At 72.8% G+C, this 19,770-nt stretch carries 16 protein-coding genes; 7 read left to right on the plus strand and 9 right to left on the minus strand.

Annotation, left to right across the window (positions count from 1 at the left end):
• Positions 1-5 precede the first annotated feature (5 nt).
• The gene (locus tag ACWCP6_RS31835) at positions 6-908 is read left to right on the plus strand and encodes a hypothetical protein (protein WP_450936071.1); all 903 of its coding nucleotides are present in this window, start codon (positions 6-8) and stop codon (positions 906-908) included.
• Between the two features lie 46 nt (positions 909-954).
• Here ACWCP6_RS31835 and ACWCP6_RS31840 read toward each other — a convergent pair whose 3' ends face one another.
• The 5 genes from ACWCP6_RS31840 to ACWCP6_RS31860 form a co-directional block, all read right to left on the minus strand.
• A complete protein-coding gene (locus tag ACWCP6_RS31840) occupies positions 955-2,466 on the minus strand; it encodes a phytoene desaturase family protein (RefSeq protein WP_450936072.1) in 1,512 nt (503 codons plus the stop codon).
• A 79-nt stretch (positions 2,467-2,545) separates the two neighbouring features.
• Positions 2,546-3,157: a DUF4126 domain-containing protein gene (locus ACWCP6_RS31845; RefSeq protein WP_450936073.1), complete on the minus strand. Its 612-nt coding sequence runs from the start codon at positions 3,155-3,157 to the stop codon at positions 2,546-2,548.
• Between the two features lie 348 nt (positions 3,158-3,505).
• Entirely contained in the window at positions 3,506-4,117 is a 612-nt protein-coding gene (locus ACWCP6_RS31850; RefSeq protein WP_450936074.1) for a TetR/AcrR family transcriptional regulator, read from the minus strand.
• A 61-nt stretch (positions 4,118-4,178) separates the two neighbouring features.
• Positions 4,179-6,266 carry a YhgE/Pip family protein gene (locus ACWCP6_RS31855; protein WP_450936075.1) on the minus strand — a complete coding sequence of 696 codons (2,088 nt, stop codon included), beginning with the start codon at positions 6,264-6,266 and terminating at the stop codon, positions 4,179-4,181.
• The gene (locus tag ACWCP6_RS31860) at positions 6,238-7,311 is read right to left on the minus strand and encodes an ATP-binding cassette domain-containing protein (RefSeq protein WP_450936076.1); all 1,074 of its coding nucleotides are present in this window, start codon (positions 7,309-7,311) and stop codon (positions 6,238-6,240) included. The genes ACWCP6_RS31855 and ACWCP6_RS31860 overlap by 29 nt, the downstream gene beginning before the upstream one ends.
• Before the next feature lie 163 nt (positions 7,312-7,474).
• On the opposite strand from ACWCP6_RS31860, the gene ACWCP6_RS31865 reads away from it, so the two are divergent.
• From ACWCP6_RS31865 to ACWCP6_RS31875, 3 genes are all read left to right on the plus strand, one after another.
• Positions 7,475-8,008 (plus strand): SAV_6107 family HEPN domain-containing protein, encoded by a 534-nt coding sequence (locus ACWCP6_RS31865; RefSeq protein ID WP_450936077.1) that lies wholly within the window; start codon positions 7,475-7,477, stop codon positions 8,006-8,008.
• A gap of 50 nt (positions 8,009-8,058) precedes the next feature.
• A complete protein-coding gene (locus ACWCP6_RS31870; RefSeq protein ID WP_450936078.1) occupies positions 8,059-8,829 on the plus strand; it encodes a class I SAM-dependent methyltransferase in 771 nt (256 codons plus the stop codon).
• A 282-nt stretch (positions 8,830-9,111) separates the two neighbouring features.
• Complete coding sequence (locus ACWCP6_RS31875) at positions 9,112-9,504, plus strand: DUF3040 domain-containing protein (RefSeq protein WP_450936079.1); 393 nt, start codon at positions 9,112-9,114, stop codon at positions 9,502-9,504.
• Between the two features lie 266 nt (positions 9,505-9,770).
• Here ACWCP6_RS31875 and ACWCP6_RS31880 read toward each other — a convergent pair whose 3' ends face one another.
• The 4 genes from ACWCP6_RS31880 to ACWCP6_RS31895 form a co-directional block, all read right to left on the minus strand.
• Entirely contained in the window at positions 9,771-12,212 is a 2,442-nt protein-coding gene (locus ACWCP6_RS31880; protein WP_450936080.1) for a transglutaminaseTgpA domain-containing protein, read from the minus strand.
• Entirely contained in the window at positions 12,209-13,585 is a 1,377-nt protein-coding gene (locus ACWCP6_RS31885; RefSeq protein WP_450936081.1) for a DUF58 domain-containing protein, read from the minus strand. Before ACWCP6_RS31885 ends, ACWCP6_RS31880 begins: the two co-directional genes overlap by 4 nt.
• Positions 13,585-14,640, minus strand: coding sequence for an AAA family ATPase (locus tag ACWCP6_RS31890; protein ID WP_450936082.1), 1,056 nt, complete (start codon positions 14,638-14,640; stop codon positions 13,585-13,587). The genes ACWCP6_RS31885 and ACWCP6_RS31890 overlap by 1 nt, the downstream gene beginning before the upstream one ends.
• A 279-nt stretch (positions 14,641-14,919) precedes the next feature.
• Positions 14,920-15,465 carry a beta-class carbonic anhydrase gene (locus ACWCP6_RS31895; RefSeq protein WP_450936083.1) on the minus strand — a complete coding sequence of 182 codons (546 nt, stop codon included), beginning with the start codon at positions 15,463-15,465 and terminating at the stop codon, positions 14,920-14,922.
• 492 nt (positions 15,466-15,957) lie between these two features.
• Here ACWCP6_RS31895 and rsmH point away from each other — a divergent pair, with 492 nt between their 5' ends.
• From rsmH to ACWCP6_RS31910, 3 genes are all read left to right on the plus strand, one after another.
• Positions 15,958-16,926: a 16S rRNA (cytosine(1402)-N(4))-methyltransferase RsmH gene (rsmH, locus tag ACWCP6_RS31900; RefSeq protein WP_450936084.1), complete on the plus strand. Its 969-nt coding sequence runs from the start codon at positions 15,958-15,960 to the stop codon at positions 16,924-16,926.
• A 211-nt stretch (positions 16,927-17,137) separates the two neighbouring features.
• Positions 17,138-17,701 carry a septum formation initiator family protein gene (locus ACWCP6_RS31905; protein ID WP_450936085.1) on the plus strand — a complete coding sequence of 188 codons (564 nt, stop codon included), beginning with the start codon at positions 17,138-17,140 and terminating at the stop codon, positions 17,699-17,701.
• 4 nt (positions 17,702-17,705) lie between these two features.
• The gene (locus tag ACWCP6_RS31910; RefSeq protein WP_450936086.1) at positions 17,706-19,703 is read left to right on the plus strand and encodes a penicillin-binding transpeptidase domain-containing protein; all 1,998 of its coding nucleotides are present in this window, start codon (positions 17,706-17,708) and stop codon (positions 19,701-19,703) included.
• Positions 19,704-19,770: the final 67 nt, after the last annotated feature.

Raw genomic sequence — 19,770 nt, forward strand, 5'->3', positions numbered from 1 at the left:
CGTACATGGGCTGGACGGTCCTCTACATCGCGTTCGGATTCGTCGCGCTGTGGCTGCTCGGCGAAGTGCTGCTGCAGTACAAGGCACGGCTGCGCTGGCGGCTGCTCGCGTTCGTCGGCTTCCTCGGGGTCGTCGTCGGCGTGCTGATGCCCTCGGTCGTCGTCATCGGTATCGGCGCCGCGGCCTTCGCCGTCGGCCAGACGTACGTGACGCTGTCGTTCCGCCGTGGCTTCTCCACCGGCTGGGCCGTCGGCGGCAGGCCGGGCTCCAGCAAGCGCCGCAGGAGCGAGTCCCGGGACGCGGGCCGGCAGGAGCCCACGCTGGAGGTCTCCGGCCTCGAGTACGACGGGGCCGACGACGGCCCCGAAGGGTCCGAGGCGTCGTGGGAGGCCGCCCCGTCCGCCGGCCAGGTCTACGAGCCCGAGCCGCTGCCCGAGGACACCGGTACGTACGGCGTCTACGGCGACTCGCCGTACGGCTCCGACGGCGAGGCCGCCTACGCCGCTGCGGCCGCGGCCCAGCAGACCGACTACGGCTACGGCACCTACGCCGGGTACGACCAGCAGCAGTACGGCTACGACGCCGGCCAGCAGCAGTACGCCGCATACTCCGACCCGTACATCGGCACGCAGAGCTACGGCGGCCAGCAGGCCTACGACACCTACGGCGGCCAGCAGCCCTACGAGCAGGCCGGTTTCGCGCAGGACCCCTATGCCACGGGCGCCTACGCGCCGACGTCGGCCTCGGAGACCCCGCCCGGCGGAGTCTGGGTACCGCAGCAGCGCAGCGACGACCAGACGACGTACGGAGGGGAGCTGCCGCCCGAGCAGTCCTACCCCTACCAGGGACAGGCGCAGGGGCATTCCGAGTACGGCAGCGGGTACGAGCAGCAGCCCTACCGGTACTGAGAGCCCCGGACGCCTTCCACCGCCGCGGCGGCAGGGCCTCGGCCCCTCACTGCGAACCCCTGAAGTCCGGCCCCTCCACGACCAGTCCCGCGACCAGGGCACCCGACATGCCCGCATGGGGCAGTCCGCCGCCGGGGTGGGACCAGCCCCCCACCGTCAACAGGCCGGGCAGGGCGGTGCTGTTCGACGGGTGCAGATGCCGGCCGCCGGCCGCGGCGAGCGCCGGAGCCGGGACCGAGCCCCCCGGCGTGCCGGTGGCCTCCTCGACGTCCGCAGGGGTGCGGATCTCGCGCCAGAGGATCCGGTCGCGCAGGCCTGGCACCGCGCGCTCGGCGACGGCGATCATCCGCTCCGCGTGACCCGCGGCGTCGGTGTCCCCGCCCGGCTGCCGCGCGGGCACCGTGGCCGTCAGAGTGACCGCCTCGTGGTCGGTGTCCGGCACGAGAGAGGGGTCGTCGGGGCGCAGCACCGTGACCGTTGGCTCGGCGGGCAGGCCGGGGCGGTCACCGAACAGGGCTGCCAATGAGGCCTCCCGGTCCGGCGCATGCACCACCGTGCGGTGCGGCGTGCCCTCGGGCCGGCCCCCGCGCAGCGCCAGCAGGACGGTGAGCCGACTGGGCAGCCCCGTCTGCGGCGGCACACCGCCGGGCTCCCGGACCGCGCGGCCCGGCAGCATGGCGTCGAGCACTCCCGGCGCGACGCCCGCCACCACGAACTCGGCCTCCGCGGTCGAGCCGTCCGACAGCTCGACGCCCGCCGCCCGGCCGTCCTTCTCGATGATCCCGGTCACCGCGGCGCCGAAACGGAACTCGACCCTGCGGGCCACGCAGCGCTCGTACACCGCCCCCGCCAGCGCCCGCATCCCGCCGCCCACGGCCCACACACCGAAGGTCTGCTCCATGTACGGCAGGGCCGCCGCGCTCGCCGGTGCGGTCCGCGGGTCCAGACCGGCCGCGACGGCGTAGTGCTCGAGGAGGGCGCGCAGTCCGGGGTCGCCGCCCAGCTCCAGTTCGGCGATCTCCGTGAGCGTGCTCGCCGCCCGGTCCTTGCGCAGCAGCCGACGGCGCGGCACCGCGGGATACGGCTCGCGCTCCGCCAGCACCTGCCAGTTGGGCCACAGCGGCTCTTCGAGCAGCGGGCGCCGCGAGCGGTCCCAGGCCTCCCGGGCGCGGTTCATGAATGCCGCCCAGCGCGCCCCCGCGCCCGCGCCGAGCGCCGCGTCCAGGGCCTCGCCGACGCCCGCACGGGACGCGTTCGGCAGCGCCACACGGGTGCCGTCCGCGAAGACATGGGCCGATGCCGACTCCACCTGGGAGAGCTCGACGCACTGCTCCAGGGGCTCCTTGCCCGTCTTGACGAAGAGGTCGCGGTACACGGCGGGCAGCTGGAGCAGCCCGGGTCCCGTGTCGAACGCGAATCCGTCGCGCTCGAAGCGTCCCACCGCGCCGCCGTAGGTCTCCCCGCGCTCGTACACCACCACCCGGTGGCCCGCCACGGCGAGCCGGGCGGCGGCCGCCATGGCGCCCATGCCCGCGCCGATCACCGCAATCCGTGCCATGCCAGGGACTTTATCGGCCGCCACCGACAGTCACTCCCGGCGGCTCCGGCGCCCTCCGGGCATCGGCGCCTCAACCCGGTCAGCCCGGTGGCCAGGAGGGGGCCGCGAGCCGCTTCTCCGCGCGGCGCTGCGCCCGGCGCCGCAGGAACCGTCCGATCCGCGAGGCCAGGAAGACCAGGAGCGCGAGGCCGAGCGCCAGGAGCGTGCCCGCGACGACGGCCGCCGCCACGGGATGGAACATGGCGAAGGTGACGATTCCGGCGACGCCGAGGTCCTCCGCCGCGCTCACGACGATGTTGCTGAACGGCTCGGGCGACGCGTTCACCGCCATCCGCGTCCCGGCCTTGACCGCATGACTGGCCAGCGCCGTCGACCCGCCGATCGCGCCCGCCGCGAGCTCCGGCAGCGATCCGCTCTGGCCCGCGAGGAGCGCCCCGACCACCGCACCCGCCACCGGCCTGATCACCGTGTGGACCGAGTCCCACACCGAGTCCACATAGGGGATCTTGTCGGCCACCGCCTCGCACAGGAACAGCAGGGCGGCGGCGATCAGCACATCCGTGCGCTGAAGGGATCCGGGCACCTGGTCGGTCAGGCCGGTCGCACCGAAGAGGCCGAGCAGCAGGACCACGGCGTACGCGTTGATCCCGCTCGCCCAGCCGCTCGTGAAGACGAGAGGGAGTACGGACACGGACGCGATCGTAACCAGTGGCCCGTCCGCCGTCCCGGGGATGAGTACACAGGCCTGAGTATCCGTACTCACTCGGCGAGATGAGTAGCCGTGCGGATGGGTGCGGGCCCGCCCGGACGGAAGAGTGGAGGCACGGACGAGGCACTCGCGCCGGTACCGCCGACACGGGGCGGCGGAACGGTGCGGGGCTCTCGCCCGTCGCTCCCTGCGACCGGGGGAGCGGGAAACCGGGGGACCGGGGGACGACCGCACGGGGGTCGACGGGGGAAACGAGAACGCCGGTCCGGCGCAGGTCTCGCAGGAGACCGGCCGGACCGGCGTCCTCGTCGTCGGCAGAGGGCGGGCGGTTCAGCGGGTACCGCTCACCCGGCCCTGGAGCAGCCGCGACAGCGCCGCGTGCACATCGTCCAGGGAGCGCTCCGGCTGGAACGCCTGCCAGTCGAGCGCGGCGACCAGCACCATGCCGACGAGCGCGGCCGCCGTCAGCGGGATGTCGATCTCGTCGCTCAGTTCGCCGTTCTCCACACCCTCGCGCAGAACGTCCTCGACGACGGCGACGGCCTGCCGCCTGACCACCATCAGCGTGGACTGCCAGGCCCTGTTGGTACGCCACAGCTCGGCGACGTACAGCTGGGTGAAGGCCGGGTAGCGGCCGATGAACTCGAGACCGGCCCTGATCATCGCGTCCAGGGCGTCGACCCTGCTGCCGCCCTCCTTCGCGGTCCGCTCGGCCGCCTCCCTGAGGGAGGCGGTGAGCAGTCCCACACCGTGCTTCAGCAGCTCCTCGAAGAGGACCGACTTACTCGCGAAGTTGTAGTAGACCGTTCCCTTCGCGACCCCCGCGCGCTCGGCGATCTCGTCCACCGTGGTGGCGGAGAACCCCTGCTCTGCGATGAGGGTCACGGCGGCTTCGTAGAGCTTCTGCCGCGTCGCCTGGCGACGGGTGCTGCTGCTGTCCATGGCGTTGATTGTCACAGGCCCCGCTCCCGGGTGAGCCGGTCCGACCCGCTGCGCCGCGCGCTCACAGGCTCAGCTCCGGGTGCAGCCGGTCCAGGGTCCACACCTGCTTGCGGCGCGCCGACAGCGCGGTGAGCGCCAGGGTGCCCACGGTGAACGCCGCGAGCACCGCGCACGCCTGCCAGACGGGTCCCAGGCCGCCGCCCGTGATGAGCCTCCTGAGCGCCGCGACGACGTAACTCATCGGAAGGAAGGGATGGATGGCGTTGAAGAAGTGCGGACTGGTCTGGACGGGATACGTGCCGCCCGCCGACGTCAGCTGGAGCATCAGGAACGCCAGCACGAGGATGCGTCCGGCCGCCCCGAAGCGCGCGTTGAGCCACTGCACGATCGCCGCGAAGCACGCCGTGACCAGGCACAGGAAGCCGATCGTGCCGGCCGCGCGGGCCATCTCCAGACCGATGCCCCAGTGCAGCACCGCCATCAGCGCCCCTGTCTGGAGCGCGCCCAGCGCGGCCACCGGCAGCCAGCCCGCGAGCGCGATGCGCCACGCCGACGCGCCCGCCGCGAGAGCACGCCGGTTGAGCGGCTGGATCAGCATGTACGCCACCATCGCGCCGACCCACAGGGAGAGCGGGATGAAGTACGGGGCGAACCCGGTGCCGTAGTTGGGCGCCTTGTGCAGGTCACGCGAGGCGAGCTGCACCGGGTCGGCCATGACCTCCGTGCGCAGGTCACGGTCCTTCTTGTCGTAGTCCGGGATCTTGCCGGCGCCGTCGTGCAGTCCGCCCGCGAGCTTCCCCGAGCCGCCGACGAGCTTGAACATGCCGCCGTTGAGGTCGTTCGCGCCGTTCTCGAGCTTGCCGACGCCCGCGTCGAGGTCCGTCGCACCGGTCTGGGCCTTGCTGATCCCCGTGTGGAGCTTCGCCATGCCCTTGGCGACCTTGCCCGCGCCCCTGTTCAGCTTGTTGACCTTGGCGACCGCGCTCTCCAGGTCCTCGTCGAGGTGCGGCGCCGCCTTGGCCAGGTCCCGGGCCTGCCGCTGAAGCGTCCCCAGGTCCGTCTTCAGCGCCGCTTCGTCGCCGTGGTAGTCCTGCACCACGGTGTTGACGTCCTTGGCGATCCGCGCCGCGTCCGCCGCCGCGTCCTTCGCCTTCTTCAGGTCCGCGCAGGCCGGGTCGGGCAGCAGCCCCTTCTCACAACGGCGTTCGTACACGCCGTTGAGCGCGTCGGAGGCCTCGCGGGTGCCGGTCTCGGCGATGGGGGCCGTCCTGACGAGCGTGTCGAGGTGCTTGCTGATGACGCCCGCGGAGTCGGCGACCAGGGTGGCGTTGTCGGCGATGTCCTTGCCGTTGTTCTTCTTCAGGAAGGGCCGCACCTGGGCCGCCGTGCCGTTGACCTTGTCGGCGAGTTCCTGCGTGCCGTCCGCGACCCGCTGAGAACCCGTCTCCAGGTCACCTGCGCCCTTGTTGAGCCTCGTCAGCCCACCGGCGAGCTTGCCGCTGCCGTCCTTGGCGTGCTGCAGACCGTCCGCGAGGTCCTTGGAGCCCTTCTCGGCCTTGCCGATGCCGCCGTTGAGCTTGTCGGCACCCTTGGCGGCCTTCTCGGTCGCGCCGTGGATGTCCGAGAAGGAGATGAAGATCTTGTCGAGGAAGGACCGCGACGCGTTCGTCGAGGCCGCCTTGCGGACCTCCGAGAACACCGACCGCGAGATCTGCCCGACGATGTAGTTGTTGGCGTCGTTCGTCCGCACCTGGAGCGCGCCCGTCTCCGGGGAGCTCCCGGAGCTGGAGGCGATCCGCTTGCTGAAGTCGGACGGCATGGTCAGCGACAGGTAGTACGTGCCGTTCTCGACGCCCTTGCGGGCCTCGGCGGCGCCGACCTCGTGCCACTCGAAGGTCTTGCTGTCGTGCAGTCCCTTGGTGATGTCGTCGCCCGCGTTGACCTTCGCGCCCGCGGCGGTCGCGCCCTTGTCGTCGTTGACGAGCGCCACGGGTATCCGGTCGAGCCGTCCGTACGGGTCCCAGAACGACCACAGGTACAGGGCGCCGTACAGCAGAGGCAGCAGCAGGAGCGCGACGAGCGCCGCGCGCGGGAGCTTGCCCCTGCCGAAGCGCCTCAGTTCAAGCGCGGCGAGCTTCGGCGAGCGCATCGGCCCCCTCCTTGTCGTTCTCGGTGTTCTTGCCGTGGTCGTTCTCGGCCTGCTCGTCGTGCCCGGTGTTCTCGCCGTGCTCGGCGAGCCGGTCGGTCTCGCCGGGCTCGGTGGCGTCCTCGGTCCGGGCGCCTCGGGTGGTGCTGCCGGCGCCGTCGTTGTCGGCCTCGGTGGCCTTGCCGACCTTGTCGGCCAGGGTCTTCGGGGTGGTCCCGGTGTCCCGGTCGGAGCGGTCGGCCCCGGCGTCCTGCGGCGCGCTCTTCGTCGTGCGCGCCGCCGTCGACACCACGAGCGCGCCCTCCGGTGCCTCGCTGCACACGGCCAGGACCGTCGTGCCGCTGTCCGCGATCGACCTCAACAGCGCCCAGGCCTCGGCCCGTTCGGCGTCCGACAGCTTGAGGTCGGTGTCGTCCACGCCGAGCAGCCGGGGCCGGCCGATCAGCGCGAGCGCCACGGACAGACGCAGCGCCTCCAGACGCTCCAGGTCCCGCACCGCCGTCCGCGGGCCCTTCACGAGCGTGGACACGTCCAGGCCCGCCGCGGCCAACGCGGTGTCGACGAGCTGCTGCGTCTGCGCCTTCCTCCCCCGAACTCCCGACTCCGCTCCGCCGGGGCGCGCCCCCACGGCACGCGGCCGCAGCAGCTCGCGCAGCGATCCGCCGAACCGGCGCTGCAACAGCGCCCTCTCCCGCAGGTGTTCGCCGACGGTCAGCGCGGGATCGAGGTCCGTGACCCCGGGCACGGGGCCGAGACCGCTGACCCTGCGTACATGGCCGAGCTGCTTGGGAAGCCGGAACCGGCCGACGGTCGCGTGTCCCTCGGTGGGCTTCATCCGGCCGGTGAGCGCGAGCAGCAGACAGGTGCGTCCGGAGCCGGAGGGGCCCTCGACGGCGATCAGCGAGCCGGGCGCGGCCTCGAAGGTCACCTCGCGGAACACCCACCCGCGCGGGCCCTCGAGCCCGAGTCCCTCTGCGCGGACGGCGACCCCGGCGTCCGCGGCCGGCCCCCCGTCCGCGCGCCCGTCGCCCTTGTGCGGACCGTCCACGGTCCCCCCTCGTGTACTGCTTTTGAACTGACTGGTCAGTTCAAAAGTTACTCCGAACCTGCGATCGAAGCAAAACGGCAGGTCAGAGCCGATTGTCAGTGGTGTGTCGCACGATGAGCACATACGGCCATTGCGCCGTCACACAGACGACAGGAGGCTCGTCATGGCCCGCTCGTCCGCAGCCGCCGCGTCCCGGCGCCGCGCCACCGGCCCTGCCCCCTCACTGACCGGTCCGGCGGGCGACGTGCACCCCGTGATCCGCCGTGCCACGGCCCCGCCCGCCGCCCTCGTTCTGCTCACCCGGGCCCGCGCCACCCTCGACGAGGCGGCCCTGCTCGAGGTGCCCAACGAGCGGTACGCGACGGCGCACCTCGCCGCCCTGCGCACCGCCGCGGCCGTCCTCGCCGCGCGTGCCCGCCCCGAACCCGCGTCCAGGCGCCGGCCCCGGATCCGCAGCGCCTGGGAAGTCCTTCCCGAGATCGCACCCGAACTGACCGAGTGGAGCGCGCTGTTCGCCTCCGGAGCCGATCGGCGGGCCCGCGCGGAGGCGGGCATCCGCGGCGCCGCCGGCGCCCGTGACGCCGACGACCTGGTGCGCGACGTGGCCATGTTCCTGCGCATGGTCGAGCGGATGCTCGTCCTTCAGCCGGTGCTGCCGCAACCCCGGGAGGAGGGGGCGGGGAGCCGCAGGCAATAGGGTGGAGGTACCTGTCATCGATCTGCTCCGCCCCTGAGGAGTCAACTGCCGTGTCGGACCCGATGCGCCCCCGCGCTTCTCTCCGTACCGCCGTGGTCTGGGAGGTCCTGAAGGACGCCCTCGACCGCCGGGTGAAGGCCACGGGCCGGGAGTCGCTGGACGTCCTCGACACCGGCGGCGGCAGCGGCAACTTCGCCGTGCCCGTCGCCGGTCTCGGCCACCGCGTCACCGTCGTCGACCCCAGCCCGAACGCGCTGTTCGCCCTCGAGCGCCGCGCTGCCGAGGCCGGTGTCGAGGACCGTGTCCGGGGCGTCCAGGGCGACGCCCACGGCCTGTTCGACGTGGTGGAGCGCGAGGGGTACGACGCGGTGCTCTGCCACGGCGTCCTGGAGTACGTCGACGACCCCGCCGAAGGCGTGCGCAACGTCGTCGGCGCACTCCGCCCCTCCGGGGTGCTCAGCCTGCTCGCCGCCGGTCTGGGCGGCGCCGTCCTCGCCCGCGCGCTGGCCGGTCACTTCAAGGAGGCCCGGCATGCGCTCACCGACCCCGACGGCCGCTGGGGCGAGGGCGACCCGGTGCCCCGGCGGTTCACCGCCGAACAGCTCACCGACCTGCTGGGGACCGAGGGCGTACGGGTCGGCGCGGTGCACGGTGTGCGGGTCTTCGCGGACCTCGTGCCGGGCGTCCTGGTGGACACCGAGCCGGGCGCCCTGGACGCGCTCCTGAAGCTGGAGGCGGCGGCCGCCGAGCTGCCCTCCTTCCACTCCGTCGCCACCCAGCTCCATGTCCTCGGCGAGAAGGAGGACCCGGCCGGGGCCTAGACCCCCGGCCGCCCCGTCCGCGACCGTGCCGCTGATCAGCGGCGCAGCCGCAGATGGAGTACGCCACAGCACCTACGATCGGGCGGCTGTCGCCGTATGATCGAGGGAGACCGTCCGGCATGACGGACCGCTGGCTGGGGAATCTAGGCCTCAGTGAGCGGGGCGCTGTGGCGTTCCGGATCGGCGAATTGGCGCAGAGGGGCGGGTTTCACGGGGGCGATTCCCTGCCTATCCTGAAGAGGCCCCCAGTCGCCCCGGCGACTGCACGATGAGGAGGACGCCGTGCCGCTCTCGGAGCACGAGCAGCGAATGCTCGAGCAGATGGAGCGAGCGCTGTACGCCGAAGATCCCAAGTTCGCGACAGCGCTTGAGGGAAGCGGGCTGCGTACGTACACCCGGCGACGGGTCTACCAGGCGGTCGTGGGCTTCCTGGTGGGTATCGCGCTCCTCATGGCCGGAATGGTCCTGACCGTTATTTGGGTCAGTGTGGTCGGGTTCCTCGTCATGCTGGGCTGCGCGGTGCTCGCCGTGACCGGCTGGCGCAAGGCGCCGAAGCCCGGGGAGCAGGCGCGCGGCACCGGTCCGCAGGCGGGGCGCCAGGCCAGACAGCGTAAGTCCATGATGGACCGCATCGAACAGCGCTGGCAGCGCCGCCGCGACGAGCACGGACACTGAGCCGCCCCGGGCAGGGGCGGCGCTCTTGACGGCGCATCGACGGCGCCGTCACCCACTGCCGACGACGAGGGGTGACCACCATGTGTGGTCACCCCTCAGGCATATTCACATCGGGCGTCCACGCCCCGCACTTGGCCTCGGCCCGCACGCAGGTGCGGTCGCGCCGGCGGCCGTGTCCGGCTTCACCGGTCTTCGCGTGCCCGGCCGCTTCCGCGGGTCTTCGCCGGCCCCCGGATCGCACCGCCGGGGCGATCCGGGGGCGGGTCTCAGCCCTCCTGACGCTTCGCCCGCCACGCGGTCATCCGTCGCCCGGCTGACGACCGCGCGGACGACAGGCACCGGGTCCCGCGGGCCCGCAGATCCGCCCAGCGGTCGGCGAGCTCCCACATCACGCGGGCCGTGGAGCGCGGGGCGAACCTGGCCCGCAGCCGGCCGCCCCGGCCCGTGGTGGCCGAGAGAGCCGCCACCAGACGCCGTACGTCGTCGGCAAGCCCCGCGACCGGCCGGGGGTGCGGGGCATAGAGAACCTGCTCCACCGCCGCCGCCACCCGCTCCACGGACTCCGCCGCCACCGGGTCGAGCCGGCCGGCCCGGACGATCCGTGCCGCGGCCGTCCGAGGGGTCTCGGAGTCGTGGGGAGCGATCCCGAAGTCCCAAGCCGTGTCCGTCACCTCGGCCCAGGCCCCCAGGGCACGCGCGGCGGCCTCCTCCTCGGTGCGCCCGGGGGCGCCGAGCCGCAGGGCACGCGTGCGCTGCCGCCAGAGCATCGGCAGCAGCGGCACCACCACCACGACCGCCACACCGAGCGCGCCCAGCACCACCCAGACCAGCAGCCGCCACGGGAAACCGCCGTCACCGGAGCCGGGCGCCGCCTGCGTGGCGGCACCGCAGTCACCGAGCCTGCGCGCCTGGGGCGGGCAGCTGTCGGAGGCCGACGGCTGGTCCTGCGGCGCCGAGGACGCCGCCTCGGAGGGCGTCGCCTGATCGCTCGGGGTGTCGGTCGGCGTCTGGGAGTGCGTGTACCCGGGCGCCGTGCCACGGCCCGGCGTCGGCTCGAAGCGGGTCCAGCCCACCCCCTCGAAGTACAGCTCCGGCCAGGCGTGCGCGTCCTTCAGCCCCACCGCCATCGTGCCGTCGGGCGAGGGCGCGCCGGGCGTGAAGCCCACCGCCACACGGGCCGGGATCCCCAGCGTCCGCGCCATGGCCGCCATCGAGAAGGAGAAGTGGACGCAGAAGCCCTGCTTCTGCTGGAGGAACCTGGCGATCGCCCGGGAACCGCTGCCCGCCTCGACCCGGGTGTCGTAGGTGAAGCCGCCGTCCAGGGCGAACCAGTTCTGGAGCTTCACCGCGCGCTCGTAGTCGTTCCTCGCACCCTTGGTCACCTGCCGTGCCGTCCGCGCCACCACGGCGGGGAGCGACTGCGGCACCTTGGTGAAGTCGCGCCGCACGTCGTCGGGCGGCGCAGGCGCGTTCGCGAGCTGCTCCGCCGTCGGCCGCACGATCAGGCTGTTCACGGTGTACTGGGCGCCCCGTGTGGTCTGGCCGTGATCGCCGACGAGGGTGCGTCCCACCGGCTCGTACCGCCAGCGGCCGCCGATCCGGACGCCGCTCGCCGGATACGGCATGGGCAGCCAGTCCTGGGCGTACCAGTCCGCCGCGGAGACCGTCGTGCGGATCTCCGTCCTGCGGACGTCGGGCGCCAGGCCACGCGGCGTGGGGAACGGGGACGGCACGTCCGTGATGTGCCGGACCGCGGGCTTCCAGGTCGTGCCGTCGAACTCGTCGAGGGAGACGATCCGCAGATACAGGTCCTGGGTGTCCCCGGAGTTCGTGCGGTACGACATCACCTGCCGGTCGTCCGGCTGGTTGAGGCTGTTCTGCAGCGAGACCAGGGGGTTCACCGCCGAGATGGTGCCGCCGTCGCCCGGCCCCGCACCGGGGCCGGAGCCCGTGCCGCCGAGCAGGCCGCCGCTCAGGTCGGGCAGCAGCAGCGGCACCAGCACCGCGATGCCCAGCGCCACCGCGCCGATCCGCCGGCCGGTGCGCACCGGTGCGACCGCACCGCCGCTCCCGCTCTCCAGGCCCGCCGACACCCGGCTCGGTCCGCGTGGGGCCCCACCGAAGACCCGCCCCCACTGCGAGAGCCGGTCCCGGCCCTCGGCGAGGAGCAGCAGCAGATAGCCGACCGCCGCCAGCAGGAACTTGAGCCAGCCCCAGTCGCCGTCCGACAGTCCCGCCGCGACCGAGTACAGCGCGAGCAGCGGCAGCCCGGCCGGAGCAGCGCTGCGCAATGTCACCGCGAGCGTGTCCACGGCAAGGCCGATCAGCAGCACGCCGCCGATCAGCATCAGCCGTATGCCGTCGGTCAGCGGCGCCGGAATCGCGTACCTTCCCACGTCGTCCGCGCCCGCCTGCAGCAGCGTCCCGAGATGCTGGAGCGCGTCCGGGCCCGGCAGCACCAGCGCGATCGCCTGCTCGTGGGCGAACGTCATCGTGAGCAGCAGCAGCGTCGTCAGCGCCTGCGCCGCGACGGTCAGCGGCCGGGCCAGTGGCACCCGCCGGGCCGCCGCGCCCACCCCGCTCTGCGCGGCGAGCAGGAACACCGTCTGAAGGATCCAGGTCGCCCGGTCGACCAGCGGCAGCAGCGCACACGCCGCCAGCAGGGTGGCCAGGGCGGCGCACACGGTCAGCCGTGCCCGTCCGCTCATGACCGGCCTCCCGCCGCACCCGCCGACGAGGCGGAGGTCATCCGGCCGCTCTCCCGGTCCGCCTGCCGCCACACGGAGGGCAGGGACGCGCCAGGTGGCACCACGACGGCCGTCCAGCCGGCGTCGTGCAGCATGCGCAGCGTGTCCGCGGGCCGGCCGGTGCCGTGCATCCACTGCTCGCTGTCCAGCAGGAAGGCGACCGCCGCACCGCTGCGCTGCCGCATTCTGGCGACCACGGACGCCTGGGTCTCGTCCAGGTCGCCGAGAAAGGCGACCAGCAGCCCTTCGCTGCCGCCGCGCAGCGCGTCGTACGCCCGGGACACGCCCGCACCGTCGGAGTGGTCGATCACCGCGAGGGTGTCCATCATCAGCCCCGCCGCGTCCGCCGACTCCTGCCCGGAGCCCACGAAACCGTCGGGTCCCTCGCCGGGCACGGACGATCCGGTGTCCGTCAACATACGTACCGAGAAGCCGCGTTCGAGCAGGTGCACCAGTACGGACGCCGCGCCGGAGACCGCCCACTCGAAGGCGGAGTCGGGGCCCGCGCCGTCGTACGCGATGCCGCGGGTGTCCAGGAGCACCGTGCAGCGGGCCCGCTGCGGCTGCTCCTCGCGGCGCACCATCAGCTCGCCGTACCGCGCGGTGGAGCGCCAGTGCACCCGGCGCAGGTCGTCGCCGTACCGGTATTCGCGCGGGATCACGTCGTCCTCGCCGGCCAGCGCGAGGGAGCGCTGCCGTCCGTCGCCGTACCCCTTGGCCTCACCGCTCATCCGCACCGGCGGCAGCGGCTCGACGCGCGGGACGACCGTCAGCGTGTCGTGGGCCGAGAAGGACCGGGTCAGCTCGCAGAGTCCGAACGGGTCGGTGAGCCGCAGTTGCAGCGGGCCCAGCGGATAGCGCCCGCGCAGATCCGAGCGGACGCGGTACGACACCTCCCGCCGGCCGCCCGCCTCCACGCGGTCCAGCACGAACCGGGGCCTGGGCCCGAGGACGTACGGCACCCGGTCCTGGAGCATCAGCAGCCCCGTGGGCAGCCGGGAGACGTTCTCCATGCGCAGATGGACGCGGGCCTCGGACCCCGCGGGCACCCGGGCGGGGGACAGACGGCGGCTGCCGGTGACCTGATGACGGGTCCGGTACAGCACGGTCGCACAGATCAGCGGCAGGGTGGCCAGCAACAGCCCCACCCGCAGCAGCTCGCCCTGTCCGAGCACATAGGCGCACATGGCGGCGGCGATGCCCGCGGCGAGGAAGGAGCGCCCCCGGGTGGTCAGCCCGGCGAGTGCGATGCGCAGCCCTCCCCGGCGGTCTTCCCCGCCGGCGTCGTCCGCGCCGCCCTCGTCCTCCGCTGCCGCGATCCCCCCGAACGTCATCACAGGCTCCGCGTGCCGGGCGGCTGCTGGCGGTAGCCGAACGCGCCCGGCGCGGGTCCGCGGCCCGATGCGAACGGGCCGTTCGCCGGGGGCGTCGCCGGGACGGGTGTGCGCTGCAGGATCTCGCGGACGATCTGCTCGGACGTACGGCGGTTCAGCTGTGCCTGGGCGGTCGGCAGGAGCCGGTGCGCGAGGACGGCGACGGCGAGGTCCTGGACGTCGTCCGGCAGGGCGTAGTCCCGGCCGCCGAGTGCCGCGGACGCCTTCGCGGCGCGCAGCAGGTGCAGCGTCGCGCGCGGTGAGGCGCCGAGTCTCAGCTCGGGGTTGCTGCGCGTGGCCGCGACCAGGTCGACCGTGTACCGCCGGACCGCGTCCGAGACGTGCACCGCCCGGACCGCGTCGACGAGCTTCACGATGTCGTGCGCGTGGGCCACCGGCTGGAGGTCGTCCAGCGGGGAGACGCCGCCGTGCACGTCGAGCATCTGGAGCTCGGCCTCCGGGCTCGGATAGCCGACGGAGACCCGCGCCATGAAGCGGTCGCGCTGCGCCTCGGGCAGCGGGTACGTGCCCTCCATCTCGACCGGGTTCTGCGTGGCCACCACCATGAAGGGGCTGGGCAGTTCGTACGTCTGCCCGTCGATGGTGACCTGGCGCTCCTCCATGGACTCCAGGAGCGCCGACTGGGTCTTCGGCGAGGCGCGGTTGATCTCGTCGCCGATCACGATCTGGGCGAAGATCGCGCCCGGCTTGAACTCGAAGTCCCGGCGCTGCTGGTCCCAGATGGACACACCGGTGATGTCCGACGGCAGCAGGTCCGGTGTGAACTGGATACGCCGCACGGAGCAGTCGATGGACCGCGCCAGCGCCTTGGCGAGCATCGTCTTGCCGACGCCCGGCACGTCCTCGATGAGCAGGTGGCCCTCGGCGAGCAGCACTGTCAGCGAAAGCCGTACGACCTCCGGCTTGCCCTCGATCACGCTCTCCACCGACCTGCGGACACGCTCCACGGTGGTGGTCAGATCAGTGAGGCTCGCTCGATCGTCATAGGTCGTCACCCGGCCCTCCTCGGCCCTTTTCCGGGCCGACGCTCTGTACTGCGGACCGGCCCACCCCGAAACACGGACACCATGCGTGAACCGTTCAGTTCCGCGCGATGTCACACACCCGCATTCTTGTTGCCGTTACCGGTTCGTGTCACCGCCTGTGGATAACTCGCGGGTGATGGCGGGACTCCCACGGGTGACCGCGGGAGCCCCGCCGGGCGCCGCGACGACCCCCACGGGAGATCGCGGGACACGTGCGGGAGCTACGGCGCCGGACGGTCGGGCCCGGCCTCAGGCCGGATCGATCTCCCGCAGCAGACCCGTCTTCACGTCGAAGACGAAGCCCCGGACGTCGTCGGTGTGCAGGAGGAACGGCGAGGTCCGGACACGCTGCATGGACTGCCGTACGTCCTGGTCGACGTCCCGGAACGACTCCACGGCCCAGGCCGGACGCTGCCCGACCTCCATCTCCAGGTCGTGCCGGAACTCCTCGGTGAGGGTCTCCAGGCCGCAGCCGGTGTGGTGGATCAGCACCACGCTGCGGGTGCCGAGGGCACGCTGGCTGATGGTCAGGGAGCGGATGACGTCGTCCGTGACGACGCCGCCCGCGTTGCGGATGGTGTGGCAGTCGCCCAGCTGCAGACCGAGCGCACGGTGCAGGTCGAGCCGGGCGTCCATGCAGGCGACGACCGCCACCTTGAGGACGGGACGTGCGTCCATCCCGGGATCGGTGAAGGCGGCGGCGTAGCGCTCGTTCGCGTCGACCAGACGGTCGGTGACCGTGCTGCCGTCACGTATGGTGTCGGGCTCTGCGGGGATCGATGCAGAAGTCGTCATACCCATGAAGGTAATGGTCAAGGGCTGGGCAGTCCTGCTGTGGGAGCGGACAAAGAACGTCAATGAGCCTTGTTGTGACGTAACCCACAGGGCGGGGGGCGTACGGCCGTCCGGGGGAACGGGCCCGATCCACGCCCCGGCCGGGCGAGCTCCCGCGACGCGCAGGCCGGTTGATTGACCGCGCGACACGGTGGACTAAAGTGACGCGAAGCGGGAGGCCGGAAAGCAACCCCCTGCTGGATCGAAGAGTTTCAAGCCGTGGAGGCCGCCAGAGTCTCCCCGCGTGCGCGGTGCGTACGTACGGCTCGGCCTCCTCCCGCTCCCGGTCGGCCGACGCCACTTCCCCGGCGCCGGCGGTCCGTTCCCCTTCGTGAGCGGGCGGGGACCCGGCAGTGCGTACGGCCGCGCCCGACCTGAGAGGGCACAGTGCAAGGGCGCGATGGGGGTACCCCCGAACAGGGTGTGGGGGAGCTTCCGCACGACGGTGGTGACGTGCGACCGGAGTCGCAGGCCCGGCACGTCCCGGTGATGCTCAGGCGCTGCCTGGATCTGCTGTCCCCGGCGCTCGCCGAACCGGGAGCCGTCGTCGTCGACTGCACCCTCGGCCTCGGCGGCCACAGCGAGGCGTTGCTCAGCACCTTCCCCGAGGTCCGCCTCATCGGCCTGGACCGCGACAAGGAGGCGCTGCGCCTGTCCGGCGAGCGGCTCGCCCCGTACGGCGAGCGGGCCACATTGGTGCACGCGGTCTACGACGAACTGCCCGAGGTGCTGGACCGGCTCGGCGTCCCGCGCGTCCAGGGCGTCCTCTTCGACCTCGGCGTGTCCTCGATGCAGCTCGACGAGGCCGACCGCGGCTTCGCGTACGCCCAGGACGCCCCGCTCGACATGCGGATGGACCAGACGACCGGGATCAGCGCCGCCGAGGTGCTGAACACCTATCCGGCGGGCGAGCTGGTGCGGATCCTGCGTGCGTACGGCGAGGAGAAGCAGGCCAAGCGGATCGTCTCCGCGATCGTTCGCGAGCGCGAGAAGGAGCCGTTCAGCAACAGCGCGCGGCTCGTGGAGCTGATCCGGGACGCGCTGCCGCAGGCCGCCAAGCGCACCGGCGGCAACCCCGCGAAGCGCACCTTCCAGGCGCTGCGGATCGAGGTGAACGGCGAGCTGAGCGTGCTGGAGCGGGCCATCCCCGCGGCGGTGGCCGCCCTCGCCGTGGGCGGCCGGGTCGCCGTCCTGTCCTACCACTCGCTGGAGGACCGGCTGGTCAAGCAGGTGTTCGCCGCCGGAGCGGCGAACACGGCCCCGCCCGGGCTGCCCGTGGTGCCCGAGCGCTACCAGCCGCGTCTGAAGCTCCTCACGCGCGGTGCGGAACTCCCCACCGACGCGGAGATCGCCGAGAACCGGCGCGCCGCCCCGGCCCGGCTGCGCGGCGCCGAGCGCATCCGCGAGGAAGTCACGGAGTGACCGCCGCGTGACCGGCACGCCGGAAGCAGCCGCACCAGCGGGGGCCCTCGACGGACGGGCCGCCCGCCGGTCCGCGGAGCGGCCGGACCGCCGGGTCATGGCGACGGCGCCGGAGGGTCCGGAACACCGGGACACCGCGACGGCCCCGGAAGCCTCGGGCCGCCGCACGGCCCGGGACGCGTTGCACTGTCGGCAGATGGGGGAGGCACGCATGGCTAGGAAGCCCGAGCTGCGGGGGAGGGCGGCCCGGTTGGCGCGGCTGCTGCCGAGCGGGTCCAGCCGGGCCGCTCGTACGCCGTTCGTGCTGCTCGTGGTGGCGCTGCTCGGCGGCGGCCTGATCGGGCTGCTGATCCTGAACTCCTCCCTCAACGAGGGATCCTTCCAGCTCAGCGAGCTGAAGAAGCAGACCACCGAGCTCACCGACGAGCAGCAGGAGCTCCAGCGCGCCGTCGACTCGTACTCGGAACCCGGCGCCCTGGAGCGCCGCGCCCGCGAACTCGGCATGGTCCCCGGCGGCGACCCCGTCTTCCTCAACCCCGACGGCACTGTCCGCGGCGTCCCCCATGCCGCCGCACCGTCCGCGCTCGGCCCGGCCGACCCGCACCTGGTGCCTCCGGAGGTCCTGCAGCTCGCGCCGCGGCCGGCCCTCTCGCCCGCCCGGCCGTCCGCGGCGGGCACCCCGTTCGGGACCGCCCCGGCGAAGCCCCGCCCCGACAGGCCGGTCCGTCCGGAACGCACGTCCACGAAGCCCGCCCCCACCACCTCCGGCAGGTGACGCCGTGACCGACAGGGAACCCCCGCGGCGCCGCGTTCCCGGGCCCGCCCGGCCCGCGCGCACCGGCCGCCCCGCGGCCCGCCGCCCGGGCGCCTCGGACCTCCCCCGCTCCCGACCCCGCTCCGGTGGGGGGACCCCGGTGCGCCGCCCCCGCCCGTCGGCGCCCAGGGGCCCGCGGACCATCCGGCTCGGCAGCCCCCGGCCCCGGCTGCGCATGGTCAGCCTCGGCCTGACCCTGGTGATGCTGGCCTTCGTGGTCCGGCTGCTCCAGGTGCAGGCCGTCGACGCCAGCGCCTACGCCGCCAAGGCCGAGACCAACCGCTACATCAGCCACACGCTCGCCGCCGAGCGCGGTCAGATCACCGACCGCAACGGCGTGGCCCTGGCGATCAGCGTCGACGCGTACGACATCACCGCCGACCCGACGATGTTCACGTCCGGGACGACGAAGACCGACGACGCGCCCGAGCAGGCCGCGGCCCTGCTCGCCCCGATCCTCAACCAGAGCGTCGACACGGTCACCAGAAAGCTCCGCACGCCCAGGACGCGGTACGTCCTGCTCGCCCGGCGTCAGACCCCGCAGGTCTGGAAGCAGATCAAGGACCTGAAGACGGCGCTCGCCGACAGGGCACAGTCCGACCGGACCGCCGTGAACGTCCTCGCGGGCGTCTTCCAGGACCCCAGCAGCAAGCGGGTGTACCCGAACGGCGACCTGGCCGCCGGGATACTGGGCTGGGTCAACGCCGACGGCAAGGGCGGCGGAGGCGTCGAGCAGCAGCTGAACGGGGAGCTGTCCGGCAAGAACGGCAAGATCACGTACGCCCAGTCGGGCGGCCGTCAGGTGCCCACCGCGGGCAGCGACGAGAAGCCCGCCGTGCCCGGCTCCGAGGTCGAGCTGACCATCGACCGCGACATCCAGTGGGCCGCCCAGAAGGCGATCGCCGACCAGGTGAAGAAGTCCGGGGCGGACCGCGGCTACGTGGTCGTGCAGGACACCAGGACCGGGCAGGTACTCGCCCTGGCGAACGCCCCGGGCTTCGATCCGAACGACCTCTCGCAGGCCAATGCGGCCACTCTCGGTAACGCCGCCCTCCAGGACGCCTACGAGCCCGGCTCCACCGCCAAGGTGATGTCGATGTCGGCCATCCTCCAGGAGAACGTCGCGACGCCGGACACCCATGTGACCGTGCCCAACCGGCTGCACCGCGGCGACCGGCTCTTCCAGGACGACGTCGACCACGCCACCTGGTACCTCACGCTCAACGGGGTCCTGGCCAAGTCGAGCAACATCGGCACGATCCTGGCCACCGGACAGCTCGGCAAGACCCAGCCGGCGGCGAACCGGATCCTCTACTCGTACCTGCGCAAGTTCGGCATCGGCAGGCCGACGGGACTGGGCTTCCCGGGTGAGACCGCCGGCATCCTGGCACCGCCCGCCAAATGGTCCACTTCGCAGCAGTACACGATCCCTTTCGGCCAGGGCTTCTCCATCAACGCGGTGCAGGCGGCCTCCGTCTACTCGACGATCGCCAACGGCGGCGTACGCATCGAACCCTCACTCATCCGCGGGACCAAGGGGCCCGACGGACGCTTCACGCCCGCCGCGAAGCCCGGAAAGACCAGGGTCGTCAGCAAGAAGACCGCGACCACGGTCGCGCAGATGCTCGAATCCGTCGTCGACGACGAACAGGGCACCGGCATCAAGGCCCGCATCCCCGGGTACCGGGTGGCAGGCAAGACCGGCACCGCGAACCGAGTGGATCCGGCCACCGGCAAGTACCACGGCTACACGTCCTCGTTCGCCGGGTTCGCACCCGCGGACAACCCCCGCATCACCGTCTACTGCGCGATCCAGAACGCCACCAGGGGCAGCTACTACGGCGGCCAGATCTGCGGACCCATCTACAAGAAGGTCATGGAGTTCGCCCTGAAGACCCTTCAGGTGCCGCCCACCGGTGCACCGCCCGCCCGGCTGCCGGTCACCTTCGCACCGGGGGGATGAACCGAAACCGTCCACGACCCGCCTCGGAACCGCCCGAGACCCGCATCGGGCCGCCCGGGACACCGCC

Source organism: Streptomyces sp. NPDC002004 (assembly GCF_053593975.1).

Coding starts and splice junctions, on each gene's coding strand:
- ACWCP6_RS31835 (WP_450936071.1), top strand. CDS start 6: ATGGGCTGGACGGTCCTCTACATCGCGTTCGGATTCGTCGCGCTGTGG.
- ACWCP6_RS31840 (WP_450936072.1), bottom strand. CDS start 2,466: ATGGCACGGATTGCGGTGATCGGCGCGGGCATGGGCGCCATGGCGGCC.
- ACWCP6_RS31850 (WP_450936074.1), bottom strand. CDS start 4,117: ATGGACAGCAGCAGCACCCGTCGCCAGGCGACGCGGCAGAAGCTCTAC.
- ACWCP6_RS31855 (WP_450936075.1), bottom strand. CDS start 6,266: ATGCGCTCGCCGAAGCTCGCCGCGCTTGAACTGAGGCGCTTCGGCAGG.
- ACWCP6_RS31865 (WP_450936077.1), top strand. CDS start 7,475: ATGGCCCGCTCGTCCGCAGCCGCCGCGTCCCGGCGCCGCGCCACCGGC.
- ACWCP6_RS31880 (WP_450936080.1), bottom strand. CDS start 12,212: ATGAGCGGACGGGCACGGCTGACCGTGTGCGCCGCCCTGGCCACCCTG.
- ACWCP6_RS31885 (WP_450936081.1), bottom strand. CDS start 13,585: ATGACGTTCGGGGGGATCGCGGCAGCGGAGGACGAGGGCGGCGCGGAC.
- ACWCP6_RS31895 (WP_450936083.1), bottom strand. CDS start 15,465: ATGACGACTTCTGCATCGATCCCCGCAGAGCCCGACACCATACGTGAC.
- ACWCP6_RS31905 (WP_450936085.1), top strand. CDS start 17,138: ATGGCTAGGAAGCCCGAGCTGCGGGGGAGGGCGGCCCGGTTGGCGCGG.